General features: G+C 43.0%; 16 protein-coding genes. 3 read left to right on the forward strand and 13 right to left on the reverse strand.

Annotated elements, in window-relative coordinates; all coding sequences use genetic code 11:
• Positions 1–39 precede the first annotated feature (39 nt).
• A complete protein-coding gene (locus AC0YN6_RS03575; protein ID WP_475745178.1) occupies positions 40–852 on the reverse strand; it encodes a TerC family protein in 813 nt (270 codons plus the stop codon).
• Between the two features lie 385 nt (positions 853–1,237).
• Between AC0YN6_RS03575 and AC0YN6_RS03580 the strand changes: the two genes are divergently transcribed.
• Positions 1,238–1,867, forward strand: a complete 630-nt coding sequence (locus tag AC0YN6_RS03580; RefSeq protein ID WP_475745179.1) for an NAD(P)-dependent oxidoreductase — start codon at positions 1,238–1,240, stop codon at positions 1,865–1,867.
• A 199-nt stretch (positions 1,868–2,066) separates the two neighbouring features.
• Entirely contained in the window at positions 2,067–3,161 is a 1,095-nt protein-coding gene (gene xerS / locus AC0YN6_RS03585; RefSeq protein WP_475745523.1) for a tyrosine recombinase XerS, read from the forward strand.
• Between the two features lie 43 nt (positions 3,162–3,204).
• Here the strand turns inward: xerS and AC0YN6_RS03590 are convergent, their stop codons facing one another.
• The 3 genes from AC0YN6_RS03590 to AC0YN6_RS03600 all read right to left on the reverse strand — a co-directional run bounded on the left by AC0YN6_RS03590 (position 3,205) and on the right by AC0YN6_RS03600 (position 7,626).
• Positions 3,205–5,013 carry an ABC transporter ATP-binding protein gene (locus AC0YN6_RS03590; protein WP_475745181.1) on the reverse strand — a complete coding sequence of 603 codons (1,809 nt, stop codon included), beginning with the start codon at positions 5,011–5,013 and terminating at the stop codon, positions 3,205–3,207.
• Between the two features lie 15 nt (positions 5,014–5,028).
• On the reverse strand, positions 5,029–6,774 hold the full coding sequence (locus AC0YN6_RS03595) for an ABC transporter ATP-binding protein (RefSeq protein ID WP_475745183.1): 1,746 nt from the start codon (positions 6,772–6,774) through the stop codon (positions 5,029–5,031).
• A 309-nt stretch (positions 6,775–7,083) separates the two neighbouring features.
• Positions 7,084–7,626 (reverse strand): ADP-heptose synthase, encoded by a 543-nt coding sequence (locus AC0YN6_RS03600; protein WP_475745185.1) that lies wholly within the window; start codon positions 7,624–7,626, stop codon positions 7,084–7,086.
• A gap of 216 nt (positions 7,627–7,842) precedes the next feature.
• On the opposite strand from AC0YN6_RS03600, the gene AC0YN6_RS03605 reads away from it, so the two are divergent.
• Positions 7,843–8,820, forward strand: coding sequence for a YpdA family putative bacillithiol disulfide reductase (locus AC0YN6_RS03605; RefSeq protein WP_475745187.1), 978 nt, complete (start codon positions 7,843–7,845; stop codon positions 8,818–8,820).
• A 41-nt stretch (positions 8,821–8,861) separates the two neighbouring features.
• Here AC0YN6_RS03605 and AC0YN6_RS03610 read toward each other — a convergent pair whose 3' ends face one another.
• The 9 genes from AC0YN6_RS03610 to AC0YN6_RS03650 all read right to left on the reverse strand — a co-directional run bounded on the left by AC0YN6_RS03610 (position 8,862) and on the right by AC0YN6_RS03650 (position 17,211).
• Entirely contained in the window at positions 8,862–10,211 is a 1,350-nt protein-coding gene (locus AC0YN6_RS03610) for a DUF4129 domain-containing protein (RefSeq protein WP_475745188.1), read from the reverse strand.
• Positions 10,208–11,350 (reverse strand): DUF58 domain-containing protein, encoded by a 1,143-nt coding sequence (locus AC0YN6_RS03615; RefSeq protein WP_475745190.1) that lies wholly within the window; start codon positions 11,348–11,350, stop codon positions 10,208–10,210. The genes AC0YN6_RS03610 and AC0YN6_RS03615 overlap by 4 nt, the downstream gene beginning before the upstream one ends.
• An 11-nt stretch (positions 11,351–11,361) precedes the next feature.
• A complete protein-coding gene (locus AC0YN6_RS03620; protein ID WP_475745192.1) occupies positions 11,362–12,321 on the reverse strand; it encodes an AAA family ATPase in 960 nt (319 codons plus the stop codon).
• Between the two features lie 15 nt (positions 12,322–12,336).
• Positions 12,337–13,260, reverse strand: a complete 924-nt coding sequence (locus tag AC0YN6_RS03625) for a polysaccharide deacetylase family protein (protein ID WP_475745194.1) — start codon at positions 13,258–13,260, stop codon at positions 12,337–12,339.
• Entirely contained in the window at positions 13,257–14,240 is a 984-nt protein-coding gene (locus AC0YN6_RS03630) for a phosphotransferase (protein WP_475745196.1), read from the reverse strand. The genes AC0YN6_RS03625 and AC0YN6_RS03630 overlap by 4 nt, the downstream gene beginning before the upstream one ends.
• A gap of 14 nt (positions 14,241–14,254) precedes the next feature.
• Positions 14,255–14,926, reverse strand: a complete 672-nt coding sequence (locus AC0YN6_RS03635) for an MOSC domain-containing protein (protein WP_475745198.1) — start codon at positions 14,924–14,926, stop codon at positions 14,255–14,257.
• A gap of 423 nt (positions 14,927–15,349) precedes the next feature.
• Positions 15,350–15,961 (reverse strand): DUF3298 and DUF4163 domain-containing protein, encoded by a 612-nt coding sequence (locus tag AC0YN6_RS03640; RefSeq protein ID WP_475745200.1) that lies wholly within the window; start codon positions 15,959–15,961, stop codon positions 15,350–15,352.
• Positions 15,962–15,976: 15 nt separating this feature from the next.
• On the reverse strand, positions 15,977–16,489 hold the full coding sequence (locus AC0YN6_RS03645; RefSeq protein ID WP_475745201.1) for a GNAT family N-acetyltransferase: 513 nt from the start codon (positions 16,487–16,489) through the stop codon (positions 15,977–15,979).
• Positions 16,486–17,211 (reverse strand): phosphonate ABC transporter ATP-binding protein, encoded by a 726-nt coding sequence (locus tag AC0YN6_RS03650; protein ID WP_475745202.1) that lies wholly within the window; start codon positions 17,209–17,211, stop codon positions 16,486–16,488. The genes AC0YN6_RS03645 and AC0YN6_RS03650 overlap by 4 nt, the downstream gene beginning before the upstream one ends.
• Between the last annotated feature and the right edge of the window lie 99 nt (positions 17,212–17,310).

A 17,310-nucleotide genomic window follows, 5' to 3' on the forward strand; every position in this document is an offset into this window, starting at 1 on the left:
ATCTGAATTTCATATAATGTAACGCTGTTTGAAACGAAATTAGTTATTATTTGTTGCTACTTTAGCGTCCGATGAATCCTCTTCTTTGTCACTCGATAAGAACCAAGCAACCGTTGCGATCAAGACAAGGACTACATAGAACGTGATCTTCCAACCAGCCGAGTGAGAGAACGACTCTGGAATAATGTTTACTTTAGGGTGCGACAACGTTACAACAGCCAACTTGACGCCTACCCAACCAACGATGACAAATGCTGCGACTTCAAGTCCTGGTTTGCGTTCTAGCAACTTCACGAATGCTGAAGCGGCAAAACGCATAATGATAAGACCAATGAAACCACCGATAAAGATTACCGCAAAATGACCGCCATCCATACCGCCAATCTTCGGTAAATTGGTAGTTGGAAGCGCCATTGCGAGTGCAACTGCCGCTAGAATTGAATCTACTGCGAATGCGATATCCGCAATCTCTACTTTTAATACGGTTAACCAGAAACCGCTTTTCTTTTTGTTATCTTCTTTGTCTTTGTCTTTGTCTTCAGTTACATTGTCCACATGCTTCTTGAAAAGAACTTTCCGGAAAATATGGTTTAACGCAATGAACAATAAGTACAACGCACCGATGGCTTGTACCTGCCAGACATCCACCAGAAAAGAAATGGCGAATAACGAACCGAATCTGAAAACAAATGCCCCTGCTAAACCATAAAACAATGCTTTCTTACGTTCTTTCTCCGGCAAATGCTTGACCATAATGGCCAACACTAGTGCATTGTCTGCTGCGAGCAAACCTTCAATCGCAATAAGGATAAGCAGAACCCATCCATATTCCATTAGCAAACCAAAATCCATACCAGATTCCTCCCCTTCGACTCTACTAAGTAAATTTAACTTGTGCTAACACCCAAAAAATAGACCTTTGCCGAATAGAGGCAAAGGTCTCGCTAACAACGTTAAGTTGCCAATAAAGCCGGAGATCGTTAGATTCTCGTAATGACGACTTTACTGTAGCAGCTACTCCCCTTTGGAATGAAGCACGATGAAGTTATAAAAAGGTATACGGGCTGTTTGAATATGGGTTTCAAAAAAATAATATTGACAAAAAAATATAGTTGTAACTATAATGGTTACAACAAGCGAACGCGTCGCTTTTTATTTTCGCAGTAATTGTAACTGTAATAGTTACAATTACTCAGCATTTATCACATCATCATAACTACGAAAAGGAGTTTTTATAATGAAAATAGCAGTAATCGGAGCAGCTGGACGTGCAGGAAGTCGAATTGTTGAGGAAGCTAAAAGTCGCGGACATCAAGTGACAGCGATCGTTCGCGATGCAAGTAAAGTTGCTAACAAAGCCGGAATTGAGGTTTTAGTTAAGGATATATTTGATACTGGCACCGAACTAAACCAATTTGATATCGTTATTAATTCCTTCTCAGCGAAACCAGGTGAAGAACACCAGCATGTGGAAGTAATTAAGCATTTGATCAAGATCCTTAAACAGTCGACTACAACTACTCTGTATAACGTTGGTGGAGCTGGCAGCTTGCTTGTAGATGACAAGGGTACTCGGTTAAAGGACACACCTGAGTTCCCTTCCATCTATTATGCTACTGCTCATGCGCAAAGCGAACAACTTGATGTGCTTCGCGGGGAGAAAGAACTCAAATGGACGTTCTTCAGTCCTGCTGCAATGTTTGAACCAGGTGAAAAAACTGGAAAAGTACAGCTCGGCAATGATCACTTTCTACTTAACGATAAACATGAAAGTAAGATCAGTATGGAAGACTATGCTGCCGTACTCCTTGACGAAATCGAGAATCCACAATTTATGAATCGTCGTTTCACAGCGATTAACCTATAATGACATTTCTTGAACAAGTCTCTGAAAAGAGGCTTGTTTTTTTGTCAACTATTTCCCTTTCATCGTTGTAGCTCCTTGATGGAATTGTTACAATGTAATTATTCTATAGAGCAATCGTTTAATTTGTTTACATAATTATAATTATGTTTAATTAACTACGTAAAACATTAATATCTTTAATTATAGGGGCTGACTGATCATCAACATTATCAAACAGAAGGATCGTGAGGAGCTAGATAAGAAACTCCCATCCATGCCATGGTATATCGAGAAATTTATTAATTACAAGCTTCCTGATTTATCTCCATCCTCACTCGTGGAATATATGAGGGATTACGAAACATTTCTGAACTGGTTGATGGCTGAAGGGTTATCCGAAGCGACGACAATTAGGGATGTTGCTTTGCTTGAGCTGGAGAAGCTGCATATGGACAGTATAGATGGTTTTCGTATGTATTTATCAACACATAAGGTGGAGCGAAACAGCAAAACGACCATTTCCCGCAAGCTTTCCTCCCTTCGATCATTGTTTCATTATTTAAGCCAAATTGCTGAGGATGAGGAGTTTTATCCGCTTCTCAAACGAAATGTAATGGCTAAGGTCATGATTAAACGTACACATAAACCCAAAGATACTGCTGCCAAACTAGAGGGTAAGCTCCTTCAAGAGGAAGAAATATCCGAGTTTATGGATTATATTAAGCAGCATTATAGTATAGATGTGGCATCAAATAAGCAGGCACTTTATGCTTATGAGTTAAATATGAATAGAGATGCTTGTATCATTAGCTTTATTTTACACTCAGGGCTGCGCGTCTCAGAGCTCGTGAATTTAAACGTTGACGATATCGATCTGAAGAAGAAATTATGTTATGTCTATCGCAAAGGTAAAAATGATGACACATTCAAAACACCCGTTTACTTCCGACAAGAAGCTGTAGAAGATTTACAAGCTTATTTGATTCTGAGGGATGTCCGCTACAAATGTCCTAAACGCGAAAAGGCTTTATTTCTAGCCGTCGCTAACGGAAAAAATGAAGGGTCACGGATGACGAAACGAGCTATTCAAGAAATGGTACTTAAATATGCCAAACGCTTTGGCAAACCGTACTTATCCGTCCATAAGTTAAGACATAGCTTTGCTACGGACTACTACTTAAGAAACGACATCTACAAGACGCAAGAACAATTAGGCCATGCCTCTCCGGAAACGACGCAAATCTACGCTCATTTAACGGATAAGACGATGGCACATGCGATTGATCGATTGAAAAAAGAGGACGAGCCAAGCTAACGCCTACTGCGCGATAGCTTGACTTGCCCTCTTTTTTTTGCGATTAGGAACTTGTTTGTAAAATGACGGATTCCTGCATTGATAGCTGTGTTAGAACGAGATTCGAGTAAATCCCACCTTTCTTCATTAACTCCGCATGTGCTCCCTGCTCTGCTACGCGGCCATCCTCAATCACGAGAATTAGATCAGCATCTTTAATGGTCGACAAACGATGTGCGATAATAAACGCTGTTCTGCCCGCTAACAATGTTTGTAAAGCCTCTTGTATGTGCTGCTCTGTCTCCATATCAACGCTTGATGTAGCTTCGTCCAATATGAGAATGCCAGGGTCTGATAACAATACGCGTCCGAAAGCTAGCAATTGCCTTTGACCTACTGAAAGCTTCGAGCCCCGCTCCTCGAGCTGTGTCTGATAGCTATCCGAAAGTTTGCTTACAACACGATCCAATCGTACACTTTCCGCTGCTCTCAGCAGCTCTTCCTCACTTGCATGCTCATTGCCATAACGGAGGTTCTCTTCTACCGTTCCAGCGAATATAAAGGAATCCTGAAGCACGATCCCCATTTGCTTACGCAAAGATTCTAGTGTCGCTTCCTTGACGTCCACGCCATCTATACGAACCGTTCCTTCAGTAGCATCGTAAAAACGCATCAACAAATTTACAATCGTACTTTTTCCTGCTCCAGTTGGTCCAACCAGAGCGACTCTCTGTCCTGGCTTAACTTGAAATGATACATTATGGAGCACATCTGGTTTATTTTCCTCATAGCGAAACGAGACATTCTCGAATGTGACTTCTCCCCGAATTTGAGGAAGATCACGAGACAGCTTACTATTTTTAACCTCAGGATCGGTATCAAGCACTTCAAAAATACGCTCGGCAGAAGCCATGGCGGACAGCAGCTGGCTGTATACCTTAGACAAGGCACTCAGCGGCCCCCAGAAACGCCACAAATAGTTAATGAAAGCCATAATGAAGCCGAGCGTAATTGCTCCTTCTATAACACGCATAGCTCCAAACCATACGACGATACATGTACCTAACATTCCGATCATCTCTACTAGCGGATAGACGGTCGATTCCAACGTAATGGCTCGCATGAACGCCCCTTTGTTGCGTGTATTAATGCCATGGAACCGCTCATTATTTGTCTTCTGACGCGAGAATGCTTGAATAACACGTATGCCTTGAATCGATTCATTCACATTTCCGTTAATGGAGGACATCGTAGAGCGTGAACGCGACCATGATCCCTCAATTTTCGGACGCAGCTTTGCCACAATAAAGTAGAGCAGCGGCATCATAATAAATGAGAGCAGAGCAAGCTGCCAATCCATCCATATCAAAATAATGACGATACCAAGTAGATGAGTAACTTCCATCACCATCGTTATTAACCCGCCATTAATTAGCTCGCCAATTGCATTCGTATCATTCGTAATTCTGGACATGATTTTACCTGCTGGACGGCCGTCAAAAAAACGAAAGGATAGGGTTTGTAAATGATTGAATAATTGCTGACGCAAATCGAACAAAATACGCTGACCGGTAAAATTAATCCATTTTGTGTGCATGTAGCTAAATAACCAGCCTAATAGCTTGACCCCAAGCAATAAAGCTCCCAGCACATGGATAACAGAATAATCCTTCGCGTTTATCCCTTTATCAATGATATATGCAAGAATAATGGGCTCAGATAAACTCAATAACATATTAATTAGAACGATGACAACAACCCATGTCATCAGTTTGCGATACGGAATCAAGTATTGAAGCATACGCCGCATGTACTTGCCATTAAACGGTTTCTCCTCCACATCATTATCCATATCCCATTCCACTTGACTCATGATCTCACCTCTTTATTATTGATGAGCGATTTGCTTCTGTCTATCGAACAATTGACGGAAGAAGCCACTGCCTTCATTTAATTCCTTATGCGTGCCTTCTTCAGCCAAACGGCCGTTCTCTAGAACAATTATCCGGTCTGCATGCTGAATGGAAGATAACCTCTGCGCGATAATAAACGTCGTCCTCCCCTTCATAACCTCTAGCAAAGCTTCGTGGATCGCTGATTCAGTCGCCGTATCAACACTTGCTGTCGCTTCATCCAGCACAAGAACGGGGGGATCCATTAAGATAGCACGAGCAAGCGCCACGCGCTGTCTCTGTCCTCCAGATAGGCCGACTCCGCGCTCGCCGATTCGAGTATCGTAGCCGTTTGGCATGCTCTCGATAAAGTCATGAATTTGTGATTTGCGTGCGGCTTCTTCAATTTGCTCCTGCGTTGCATCAGGATAGCCGTAGGCAATATTATCTCGAATAGATGCGGAGAATAGAAAGGTTTCTTGCGGTACAATGCCGATGTTTCTTCGTAATCCTTCAAGTTCGTATTCACGTACATCTACACCATCAATGAGGACACTGCCTGCTGACACATCATAGAAACGCGAAAGCAATCCAATTAGACTGCTCTTACCTGAACCGGTTGCCCCAAGCACCCCAATAACCTCGCCTGTTTTCACTTGAAAAGATACCTCATCTAATATAGGTTTGTCCCTACCTGCTTCTTGATCAGAAAAATAAAACGTTACTCGGTCAAATACAACATTGCCGCTCATATTTGCAGTATCCATCCCTCGTTCGGGATTTTTAATATCAATCGGAGTATCCAGCACTTCAAATACGCGTGGAGCGGCTTTAATTGCTTGCTGAAAAATATTAATTTGCCAGCCAAGCATATTAAGCGGCCAAATAATGCCCCATGTGTACCACTGAAACGCCATAAATGTTCCGATCGACATTTCGTCGCGAGCGACAAAGATCGCTCCGATCCAGATCATCATGACGAAAGTAAGTCCGCCGTAGAAGCCCATTAAAGGAAACGCTTTAGCTTCTAGCTTTGCCCGATCCATATTAGTCTCGAAATTTTGCTCATTTCGTTCGGCGAATTTTTTTTGCTCAACCGATTCCGTTGCAAATGATTTTACGACACGAATGCCAGAAATATTTTCTTGCAGCGTTGTTGTTAAACGCCCCATCTGCTCGCGGATATTGGACCAAGCTGGCCCAACCTTGTGGTTAAAGCGGTATAGGACCAGTAGAATAAACGGAATTGTAATTAAGCTGATTACGGTTACTTTCCACTGCATATTCAACATGAAAATAGTCGTTCCAATAAACGTCAGCAAACCTGTAAATAAATTCATTGCTCCGAATCCTACAAAGTTTTTAACAGCATCAATATCACCAGTCATTCTTGACATCAATTGACCAGTCTGTGCACGGTCATAATAAGAGAATGATAAACGCTGCAAATGCTCGTAAAGCTCCTTCCGAAGCTTAAACACTACATTTTGCCCGACCAGCTCTTGTGAATAGCCTTGAACAAACATGCCAATGCTTTTGAGAGCTTGAATGCCTGCCAAAGCAAGTGTTAATCCAATCACGACGGACATATTGCTTTTTCCAATGCCTTCGTCAAATATTCGGCCTAATACCCATGGTGCCACCAAATCAAATATCGTCGCGAAAATCATAATGATCACTGCTGTAAATACCCACTTGGCACTCGGTCGTACATAAACCATCAACCGTAAAAGCGTTTTCATTCAATAACCCCTTCCCTTGTAGGAAACAAAAAAAGACCTCAAGCCAAAGTTGGCTTGAGATCTTCGTATAATCGCGAGCAACGGCTACAAAGCTACGTTGACGCCAAAAAACGAAGGCAGCCCGATCGGCATGTTTGTTGAACGGAATTGAAATTAAAGTCAAACTGTGCACGATCAACCTTCATTCCAAAACCGTTGTTAAACATCCGAGAGCCCCCCTTTTCGCATCCATTTGATAATATTTCCCTAACACATCCAAATCTTAACACCTGATTCCGTCATTGCGCAAGAGGTGTTCCGAAAAAAATTTTAAAACCTGTCTTTATCTAGAGGCAAATCTAAGTCACTTGCGGATATTCCTTCCTCTACGGCAAACTCAAAATCCTCAATGTCATAGATTTGTACTGGAACTTCAGCTTCTATGAGCTTATCTTGAAAGTCAAACTGATCAGATAACAAAGGCACTTGCAGCTTCATGCTTGTGAGCAGCAATTCGGTCTCGATCGGGTCGAACATCTCACCATAATGCGCGTTATCGACAGCATGCACAATCGTAAATTGAATCGTATCATTTAGTAGCAAAGGCGAGCTTTCCCGCCAAGGTACCTGCATCGCCCTTTCGATTTTTTTGCGATTGAGTGAATCCTCAAAAAATGCGATTAGCTCATTTATTTTGGTTTTTACATGCCCATCATCGTCCGGATCATCCATGACAGGCTCTACGCCATCTCTCATATCGTACAGCTCAGCTATAGAAGAATAAGGAACGATATAATCAATGGGGCGACTCGGTACAAGAAGATGTCCATACGTTGCCACCAATACTGCCTCAATTACAAAACGCCGACGCATGTGATCTCCTCCAATCATTTTGTGAAGTAAAGCTAGCTTTCTATGACATGTATGAGTAAATAGGAATAGTTACATATTATTATACAATAATATACCTCTTAGACACGAGAGTCATAAATCCAGATTTGCACAATAGGTACCCTCGCAGTAAAATTATCGTTATGCGATCTATTAGAAGCTGTAATAGCTTCGTTATATTTTAGGAGGTTACTACAAATGCAGATTGAAGATGCCATTATTATTGGAGCTGGCCCCTGCGGCTTGGCCGCTGCCATTGAACTCGAACGAATTGGTCTAAAGCCACTTGTTATAGAGAAGCGCAATATTGTTCATTCGATCTCTCAATATCCGACTTACATGCATTTCTTCAGCAGCCCGGAGCTGCTCGAAATCGGCGGGATTCCCTTTACGACGGCGAATGATAAACCTTCCAGACTCGAAGCTTTGAATTATTACCGAACAGCCGCACAACGTCATCAAATTCGTGTGCAAGCGTATGAATCCATAACGAGAATCACCCCTCAGGATGGACAATTCATTCTCCAAGGTGAGGATCGGTTTGGCGAGAAACGTGTATACAAAAGTAAATATGTGATTATCGCTACCGGTTATTTCGATCATCCAAACGAGCTGGGTATTCCAGGTGAGCAGCTAGAAAAGGTCAGCCATTTTTTCCGTGAATCCCATCCGTACGTAGGAATGAAGGTGGCCATTATTGGCGGCAGCAACTCCGCCATCGATGCAGCATTAGAGCTGGAGCGTGTCGGTGCATATGTAACGGTCGTTTATCGCGGCAATGATTACTCCACCAGCATTAAACCATGGGTTAAGCCCGGCTTCCAAAGCAAGGTTACAAAAGGCTTTATCCGTATGCTTTTCCAATCCACCGTCATTGGAATCCAGAATAAGGATATCACGGTTCAGAGCCCCGAAGGTAAAATTCGACTTGAAAATGATTTTGTACTCGCACTGACAGGTTTCCACCCCGATCGCAACTTCCTGAATGCTACTGGCGTGACCATGGAGGAAGAAGGTTATCCTACTTTCAATGAAGAGACGATGGAAACAAATATTGCCGGAATTTATCTAGCAGGAGTTGTTGCATCCCGGCATGAAGCGAATGAGATTTTCATTGAGTCCGGCCGTTATCATGGTCATAAAATAGCTGCACACATTCAAAGCCTCGATAAATAAGCAATTGTACGATGTTGAGTAAAAAAAGGGAATCAGCCGACTTAGGCTTGATTCCCTTTTTTCTCGAACTGCTGCTTAAAAGCGTTGATTTGATGATCATTTGGCAGCTTATCACCGTACCGTGCTTCCTCATACACCTCAATGAACTGAGGCATACTCTCAAGCTTCGTCCGACCATCCTTCCAATGAGCTAGATCCTCCGTCGTTTCACGAGGCGTCAAATGCTCTTTTACGCTATACCCCTGCTCTGCATTCATCTTCAGTAATCGAGCGTACAAATATCTGATTTTTTCAGTATTTGTTGGGAGCTCATTCCATTCCTGAGCAAACGATCGTTTCTTAGGTAAGAGCCCCTTCAGCTTATTCCTCATTTGCTCTCGCAAATTAGTTAATGTCATTATACTTTCAACTTCATCCGTATATCCGTCGCCGCTGCTGCGAGTATCTGCGCCACGTTCCTGCAGCTTAACCGCAATGAGCTTCGTCAATTGATATAGCTTTTTGATGATGAAGTATAAGAGAAAACATCCGGCAACGATAACTAGCAATGTGGCAATTATTTTGAAAATTAGTTCCATCAGCAGCATAAAGTCTGATGGCGGCTTGGCCTCAACAAATGGCATTTCAGGAGCCGTGGGATCAGCAGGAAGCTCCTCAGCGGGTGATTGCTCCTTCGACCGGCCAAACCAATTCATGAATCGCTCGATGACCGATTGGAAAAAATGCTCAATCATCTTCTGAATTTGGCGAAACATTGCAAGTATGCCGATAGTTATAACCATAATGACGACTAACAGCCGATTTTGGCGTTTAAAAGCAAGAGTAGCCGAAGTTTTTCCTGAATCTACAGTTTCACTGTTAAAATGTCGTTCATTAGCAAAAAAGAAAAATAAAATAACGACTGCAATTCCGCAAACGATTAAAAGCTCGTTATAATCTATCAGTCTTTTAAACATAATCAGCTTCAACGGTTGCACAGCTACATAAAAAATAATACCAGTTAACATCAGCGAATTGGAGAATGATTCGGACCAGCCGGCTAAATTTGCAGACATGCCCCTTAGAGCTACTATAACAGCAACCACACCTGTTATTACAACGGGGATGGCGCCTGTCTCTCCTACCCATGCAACAATGGACAATCCGCTATGCAAGGCTCCTAAACCAATCGCCAGCAGCAGCTTCACGCCATAGCGCAGCCGTGGAAACTTTCCAATCCATAACGAAGCTGCCCAGTAACATAAAGGAAGTGTAGCAACCCATGACCATAAAGCAGTGGAAGGAAGCAGGTATACGGATATAATAATAAAAATAGGTAAATAAAAGAGCAGTTCAATGTAACCTTGACCGAGAGTTATTAAAGAAAGAGATCGCTTCTTTGGAGCATTCACGCGATCACCCCTTCTCTGCTTTTTTCAGAAGCAGCGGGCTCGTCGTCGTTATAGGATATTGCAGTGTTGTCCGTCAGCATCCAAACAGCAACAGCATTCCCGTTATAACGCAGCTGCTTGGCTTGCTTCTCTAGCTCATCATTCCAATAACAAGTAATCATGAGTACATCTCGTTCGCTGTAACCGCGCTGTACTTCTCTCTCCAACAAATGATGGAACAGCTCGGTACGTTCAATTTCAAGCTTAGCCATTTCCTCAAAAATCCCAATTAAATGCTCATGCCCGCCTCGAGGCTCAATGTGAACGCTTTCTGACAAGCCAATGAGTGGCATATTTGATGCGAATCCAACCTCCATACCCTGCTGAATAACAGCTTCAGCTGCTCCAGCTGCCCATTCAATGCCTCGTTCGATTAGTGCAAGATCAGTTACCGAACGCCACATGCCCTCTACGTCGTCCACATTCAAATAAATCATCAGCCTGCGATCTGCTGTAAAATCATATAGATGCACTTGAAGACTTCCTGTCTTTGCCGTTGCCTTCCAGTTGATTTGCTTATACGTATCGCCAGCTTGATAATTACGAACGCCTGCGATAATGAAGGGATCGCTGATGATCCAGCGACGAATCGATTGGTCCCCTTGCCAGCTATGATAAGGAAGCTCATGAATTGGCACCTGTGCAGGCTTAGGATAAACAAGGAGCTCACCTTGCAGTGTAATTTGAGTAGAGGCATTGGAAAATCCAAGCGGATCTCCACCCGTTAAAGTGACCGTTTGAAGCTTGTACCATCCTCGCTTAGTACTTGTGATGCGATGTGTACGAGTAATTTTTGTATAAGGTGCAAGACTGAAGAAGCTCTTGTGGTTCTGATAAAGCTGCCCGCTGCTTACTGAAAAATTATCAAGCTTCTGAAAATGCAAATGTGTCGATAGCTGTGATTCTACTCGAAGCCACGGAACTGGCAGCCACTTGGCATTAGCCATCTCTTCGATCAGTTCCACTTGATCGCCGCTAAAGCATGACTTACTCGTGAATCTTCGTTCGTATGAGATACGCTTCAGTACAAACCTTTTGAATACACTGCTCTGTACTGACAAAATGACAATTGCAGCTAATATAAACCAGAATAAGATCATCCAGTGCCCGCCTAACGGACCGATACGCCGGCTTCAGCAGGCACGGACGTCAAACGAATAATATCGTCGATAATTAAATCAGCTTGATTAGCGATTCGCTGCATGCCTCGAATTGCTAATCGATGTGCTAGAACGGGCTTTGCCATAGCCTTTATATCATCTGGTGTAACGAAATCACGACCGCGTAAAATGGCATGCACTTGCGAAGCACGTAATAATGCTTGACTGCCGCGTGGACTTACGCCAACCGAAACCTCTTCACGCTTGCGTGTCTGCTCAACGATTTGCAGTAAATATTGAAGGATATCATCCGTCACCTTCACAGATGAATAAACTTGCTGAGCTTGTTGAATGACTTCAATGCCTGCGACTGGCTCCAGCTGTGACAGCGGATCATGATCTTTAAATCGTTTTAATAGCTGCAATCCTTCTTCAGTCGTCGGATAACCCATTTTGATTTTGAATAGGAATCGATCGAGCTGAGCTTCTGGAAGCGGGAAAGTACCTTGGTGCTCAACAGGATTTTGAGTTGCTATAACCATAAACGGCCGCTCCAATTGCTTCGTTTCCCCATCGATGCTTATTTGCCGTTCCTCCATACATTCAAGCAGACTCGATTGCGTACGCGGTGTCGCGCGATTGATCTCATCAGCTAACAGCAAATGAGTAAATAAAGGACCTGCTCGGAACTCAAACTCGCCTAATTTTTGATTATAGAAATGAATGCCGCTTAAATCCGAAGGAAGCAAATCAGGTGTAAATTGAATTCGTCTGAATGATAATGCCAACGATTTGGCCATAGATTTAGCGAGTAAAGTCTTTCCTGTTCCAGGCACATCTTCCAGCAGGACATGACCGGAAGTAATAAGACCAATGAGCAATAAATCAACAACCTCTTCTTTACCTACGATGACGCGTCCGATATTGGCTTTGACTTGTTCAGCTAATTGTTTAATCGCTTGATAAGACATAGGTCAGCTCCTTCGTTAAGTTGTAAAGCCTGTTCGCTCACGCTGCAGTTTTTGCAGCTCACTCCAACGGATCATACGGATTCCTTCATTTTTCATCGTTTGTTTAATTGCTGCATCGCGGAACAGCTCCAGCTCCATTCCGCGCTTTAAAGGCTGCATATGAAAGGCATTCAGCTCATCTGTTACGAGAGAAGGATGAATAATGATTTCAGAAACACCTGGTTTCAAGCCTTCAAGCACCTGCTGCATATTTGCCTTGAATGAATCGAACGTTTCACCATCCTCTAAATGGAACGGCAAACCAATCAAATAATCAAGGACAACAACACCTTTCGAATCAGCAAGCATAGCAAGCTGTTTCGCTTGATCTTCCAGTTCAGGCGCTGCCACTTGGCCCAGATTTTGCCGCAAATTACGGGGCAAACGGAAAGGCAAACCATAGGAAGCGCATACATCTAGAACAATAGGCAAAAAGTTTCTGCCGGTTGCAAGTCCATACAAACTGCCCATGTGATTGTCAGCATGCGAAGGTTTCATCCCCATAGCTAAGGCCATTTCAATTTGTGCGATAAGTTCTTCTTTGACTTGCTCTGGATCAGCCTGCTGCTCGAAAGTTTTGCAATCCTTTGGGAAATAGTTTTCATTAGTGACAAGTGAGCTTGTGCTGCCCTTGCGATTGACAGGTCCCCAGCGGTAATTATCCCATTCGCTTGTAAATGTGAAATGAATACCTACATCGATTTGCGGATGCCGCGCACTCCAAAGCGCTGCTTCCCGCGCCCAGCCGCAAGGCATCATTATAGTCGCCGAGCTAACAGTCTGTTCAAGCAACAGCTGTTGAATGCCGATATTTACGGAATGGCATACACCGTAATCATCTGCATTAATAATCAGCAGTTTCTCGTTCTCGTCGTAACCTAGTGCTTTTGCTAAACTCATAAAAAATCCCCCTCCCAATGTTCATTAATCCAGCAGCACCGTGACGCTGACTGATCGATAATGCCGCAAAGTATTTCCTCATTATCCAAATTATCTCTTAAACGTATGGCAAAATGCAATACTACATCAAGCAGTCTCAATTTCATTAATGTCGGTAATACCTGTAACTCCTGATAGGTTAAGGGAATTGTGTCCTGATATCCTTTCAATAATTGTTTCACATTCGCGTGTAAATTTTGGTCGATTGGGTTAATTAGATCAACTATGATTACTGCTAGCTCCATCGCTCTAACATCAAGTGTCGCAAATTCAAAATCCAGCACGCCGATAATTGCATCCCCATGTGACACCGTATTATTAAATACCAAATCACCATGAATCCACTGCTGCGGAATATGTTTGAACTGCTCACTTGCTTCTATGAGCTTAAGTCTCTCATTATGCAGTAACTTGAAGCTGTCTATTCTTGCTGCGAGCCCTTCAGAGCGTTCAGCCATTGCCAAAAAAGCGGTCTCATCCATAGATGCATACGTATTCTCCAGCATATAATATGGACTGTGCAATGGTTCATTCTTAGGTTTAATATTGCTTAATGCATTTGATAGCTTTGCTGCTGTAACACCAAGCCCATAAACATGAGCAGGATTTGAAATTGTAGGCCGATCACCGGCAATATAGTGAAATAATGAAGACAATGTACCATCTGGAGCAATATTGTATGTCTCTCCCCTCTTATTACAAACGGGGATTGGAATCTGAAAAGTTAATTCCAGCTTGTTCAAAGCACTCAACACCTCATGCTCCAGCTTTACTAGCTCGATGTCCTTATGATTATTATATATACGCAAGACGAATCGCTTATTTCCCGACGAAATCATACGGGTCGTATTATTCATCCCGCTCTCTTGGAGCTCGATTAGACAAGGCTCCGGAAACTCATAGTCATTTAAATAGGATGTAAAATCTAAGGTGTCTTGCAAGCTAGTTAACCTCCTTAAATATTGTGCTCCAATCGGTTCAGTCGAGCTGCAAGCTGTTCCTTCCAGCTCGCAGACAGCTCCTTCACCTCAAGCAGCTCACGAATTCCCTGTAGATCTTCCTTATCTCGATACATGATGCGGTTAGCTTCCAGAATCGATTTCCTAGCGGGATGTTTATCCGTAATCTCAAACAACATACCTGCTTGTATAATGCCTTCGTTAAGCACTCGGAAATAACAACCCGTGTAGCCTTCTCGCTGAACATGTGCAGGAAACTCTGGTAGCTTATGCCTTAATCCCAGCTTATAACACGGTTGTCTAGGCTGACTCACTTGGAGGACGACCTCACCTGCTTTAATAATATCACCGATGCATAAATCTTCTTCCGTCCAATTGGACAGTGTGAAGTTCTCACCGAAAGCTCCATGCTCAAAAACTGCCTCGTATTGCTCTCGCCAATAAGGGTATCGCTCATCAAAATAGACGCATACCGCTTTATCAGGACCGCCATGATGAACCCTATCGCCTTGTCCATCACCTTGCAGCCCCGTTGTTGAAATCTTATGGGAAATTGACGAAGACTCCTTATAGATACCGGTTAATACCTCTTTGCTGCCGTGAGCTATCATTACCGGCTTGCCGACATTAAGCGATAAGAGACTGGCAGTCCCTATTGGATGAATCATTTCTGTGTTCCTCCTAAATGGTTAACTTATCTCACTATTATAATCTTGAGAGGGAGATGTTGGCAAAGAATTAAGCCTCTTTCGACATTTTTGACAGCGCCAAGTTCCATGAGCTGTCGAAAACCTCTCTATCCTGTTACTTATTGCGCTTCCCCGGGAAATGTTTTTTCAATAGTCCGACTATTTCCTAAAATGATTACGTTTCATTTCCCAAAAATAATTTGCCATCTATTTAAAGAAAATTTAACGCACATAAATTCATCTAGAATATGGCTAGAATAGTCCATCTCCCTCCTGCTTAACTTGATGAACCGTTTTGACAAGGCAGGCAGGATGGGAAATAAATTAAGCTCAGCACAAAAAAACCTCGCATCCAAATCGATGCGAAGTAATTGAGCTATACCTAAATAGCTTAAAATGGATTTAGTCGTTAACGAGCATCGGTCCAAGAGGTCCATCTTCATTAATGATATCTTGAAGCTCATATACGGATATCGGAAAATATAGAAATCCAAATACGTAGGCTGCCAACTCGTATAATTGAAAGTATATGACGAGCGAGCGATCCGCCACATAGTAGTCCTGATCTGGTCTAATTGTTTTGAAAGGCTCCAGCGTATCAATCTTTCTCGCCGCAATTTGTGCGCTGACGATCCTGTTTATACGCCCTATATAATCTGCTCCAGGTTTGAAAAGCTGAGCCAGCGTATAGGTTTGTCCTGTTGATTGCTTAAAAGTCAACGATTCCTGCAGCGTCAAACCGTGAGCTCCGCCTGTAAAAGCATAATTGAACAGGGATAGACTAAGGTAATCCTTTTGATTATTCTTCTGTTCATAGTAGCCAATCATCTGAGCCCTAGGGTCCTCCAGCGAGCCTTGCTGATGGACCATTCGCTGCACGGTTTGATGAATCGTATGGTTAATCTTCTTATCAACGGCTTCGCTTCTACCACCGCTAACATAAGGCAATGAGAGCTCAGCTTTTGGAAAATCAGCTTTAGCAGTTTGTATAACAACTGGCGGTTGAAATGACATATGAAAGACACCTTCCTATTCGGTAAGATGCTCCATTGTATGCATTATACGACTCATCTCATACCAAACGATTCCGCCATGGGTCGAGGCAGATACACCCCTAAGTTTGAATTGCTCGGATTCATAGAACGGTATAAGATGCTCCTCGCACATCAAAATAATCGTTTCGATACGGCTTACCGCACATTGCTCAATTAATTTCCGGAGCAATAACGCTCCAATCCCCTGTTTGCGGTAATCCGCATCTACTGCTATGGTTAGGATGCAGAAGTTATGTCCATTCATTTCATCCGCTTGGTTTCCCTTCATCTCGTCACCGCATGCGGTCTGAGAAGTACGGATACCATTTGTAATTCCGATTAATCGTTCTCCTTGCCACATAGACAAGAAGAATGATCGATAATGCTTATGGCGAAATTGAAATCCCGACATCGTGGCAGCCGCCTCTGGCGAATAACAACTTTGTTCGAGCTTTATGGCTGCTTCTAATTCCTCTTCTTCGATAACGCGCAGTACGAAGTCTCTCACAGGAGTGCCTTCTCGCGTGCTGTCAGTTTTCTGCCGCGTACGTTTAGTACGAGTTTACCATTATTGAGACCGAGAATCTGATCAGCGTATCTCTCAGCCCAGTCGCCTTGATGCATTACAGCTATAACGATAACACCCTGCTCCTTGCATAGCGCTTTCAAATCAGACAGCACTTGATCTGCCGTATGTGGATCAAGACCGGATACAGGTTCATCGGCTGCGATAACCTTAGCGCCATGAACAAGTGCTCTGGCGATAGCCATACGCTGGCGTTCACCTCCGCTAAGCGTTCCTGCCTTCTGATGCGCTTTATCGATTAGTCCGCGCTTTTCAATCATATCCATCGCACCCATATAATCGTCATTCCTTAGCATGCCTGTCCATCTGCGCCAAGCTGGTGTCTGTGAGATCGAGCCGATAATAACATTTTTCAATCCCGTCTTATCAGGGAATAAAAACGGCTTTTCTTCTATATAAGCAACCTCTCTCTTCACTTTAAGCTTGCCTTTGAATCCCTCTTTGAAAATATCATTGCCATCGAAATGGTATGAGCCTTCACTCCACTGTTCTTGCAAGGCAAGGCAGCGAAGCAGAGTGGACTTCCCGCTTCCGCTATCTCCTTTAATTGCAATAAAATCGCCAGGATAAGCCTCCAAGTTAATATCATCGAGCACCTTAGGCCCGCCGGGAATACGTCTCGATAGGTTCTTAATTCTGATCATTTTCCGCTCTCCTTCTGTTTGCATCAACTGCTTCTATGAATCTAGTTTACTTTATAAAAAAAACAGTTTCCATACGAACAAATGTTTGGTATAATAAAA

The organism is Paenibacillus sp. J22P15, assembly GCF_056269345.1.

Excerpts from the sequence above, each read along its gene's own strand:
- AC0YN6_RS03575 (WP_475745178.1), bottom strand. The coding sequence starts at position 852 with ATGGATTTTGGTTTGCTAATGGAATATGGATGGGTTCTGCTTATCCTT.
- AC0YN6_RS03580 (WP_475745179.1), top strand. The coding sequence starts at position 1,238 with ATGAAAATAGCAGTAATCGGAGCAGCTGGACGTGCAGGAAGTCGAATT.
- AC0YN6_RS03590 (WP_475745181.1), bottom strand. The coding sequence starts at position 5,013 with ATGAGTCAAGTGGAATGGGATATGGATAATGATGTGGAGGAGAAACCG.
- AC0YN6_RS03595 (WP_475745183.1), bottom strand. The coding sequence starts at position 6,774 with ATGAAAACGCTTTTACGGTTGATGGTTTATGTACGACCGAGTGCCAAG.
- AC0YN6_RS03600 (WP_475745185.1), bottom strand. The coding sequence starts at position 7,626 with ATGCGTCGGCGTTTTGTAATTGAGGCAGTATTGGTGGCAACGTATGGA.
- AC0YN6_RS03605 (WP_475745187.1), top strand. The coding sequence starts at position 7,843 with ATGCAGATTGAAGATGCCATTATTATTGGAGCTGGCCCCTGCGGCTTG.
- AC0YN6_RS03615 (WP_475745190.1), bottom strand. The coding sequence starts at position 11,350 with ATGATCTTATTCTGGTTTATATTAGCTGCAATTGTCATTTTGTCAGTA.
- AC0YN6_RS03620 (WP_475745192.1), bottom strand. The coding sequence starts at position 12,321 with ATGTCTTATCAAGCGATTAAACAATTAGCTGAACAAGTCAAAGCCAAT.
- AC0YN6_RS03625 (WP_475745194.1), bottom strand. The coding sequence starts at position 13,260 with ATGAGTTTAGCAAAAGCACTAGGTTACGACGAGAACGAGAAACTGCTG.
- AC0YN6_RS03635 (WP_475745198.1), bottom strand. The coding sequence starts at position 14,926 with ATGATTCATCCAATAGGGACTGCCAGTCTCTTATCGCTTAATGTCGGC.
- AC0YN6_RS03640 (WP_475745200.1), bottom strand. The coding sequence starts at position 15,961 with ATGTCATTTCAACCGCCAGTTGTTATACAAACTGCTAAAGCTGATTTT.
- AC0YN6_RS03650 (WP_475745202.1), bottom strand. The coding sequence starts at position 17,211 with ATGATCAGAATTAAGAACCTATCGAGACGTATTCCCGGCGGGCCTAAG.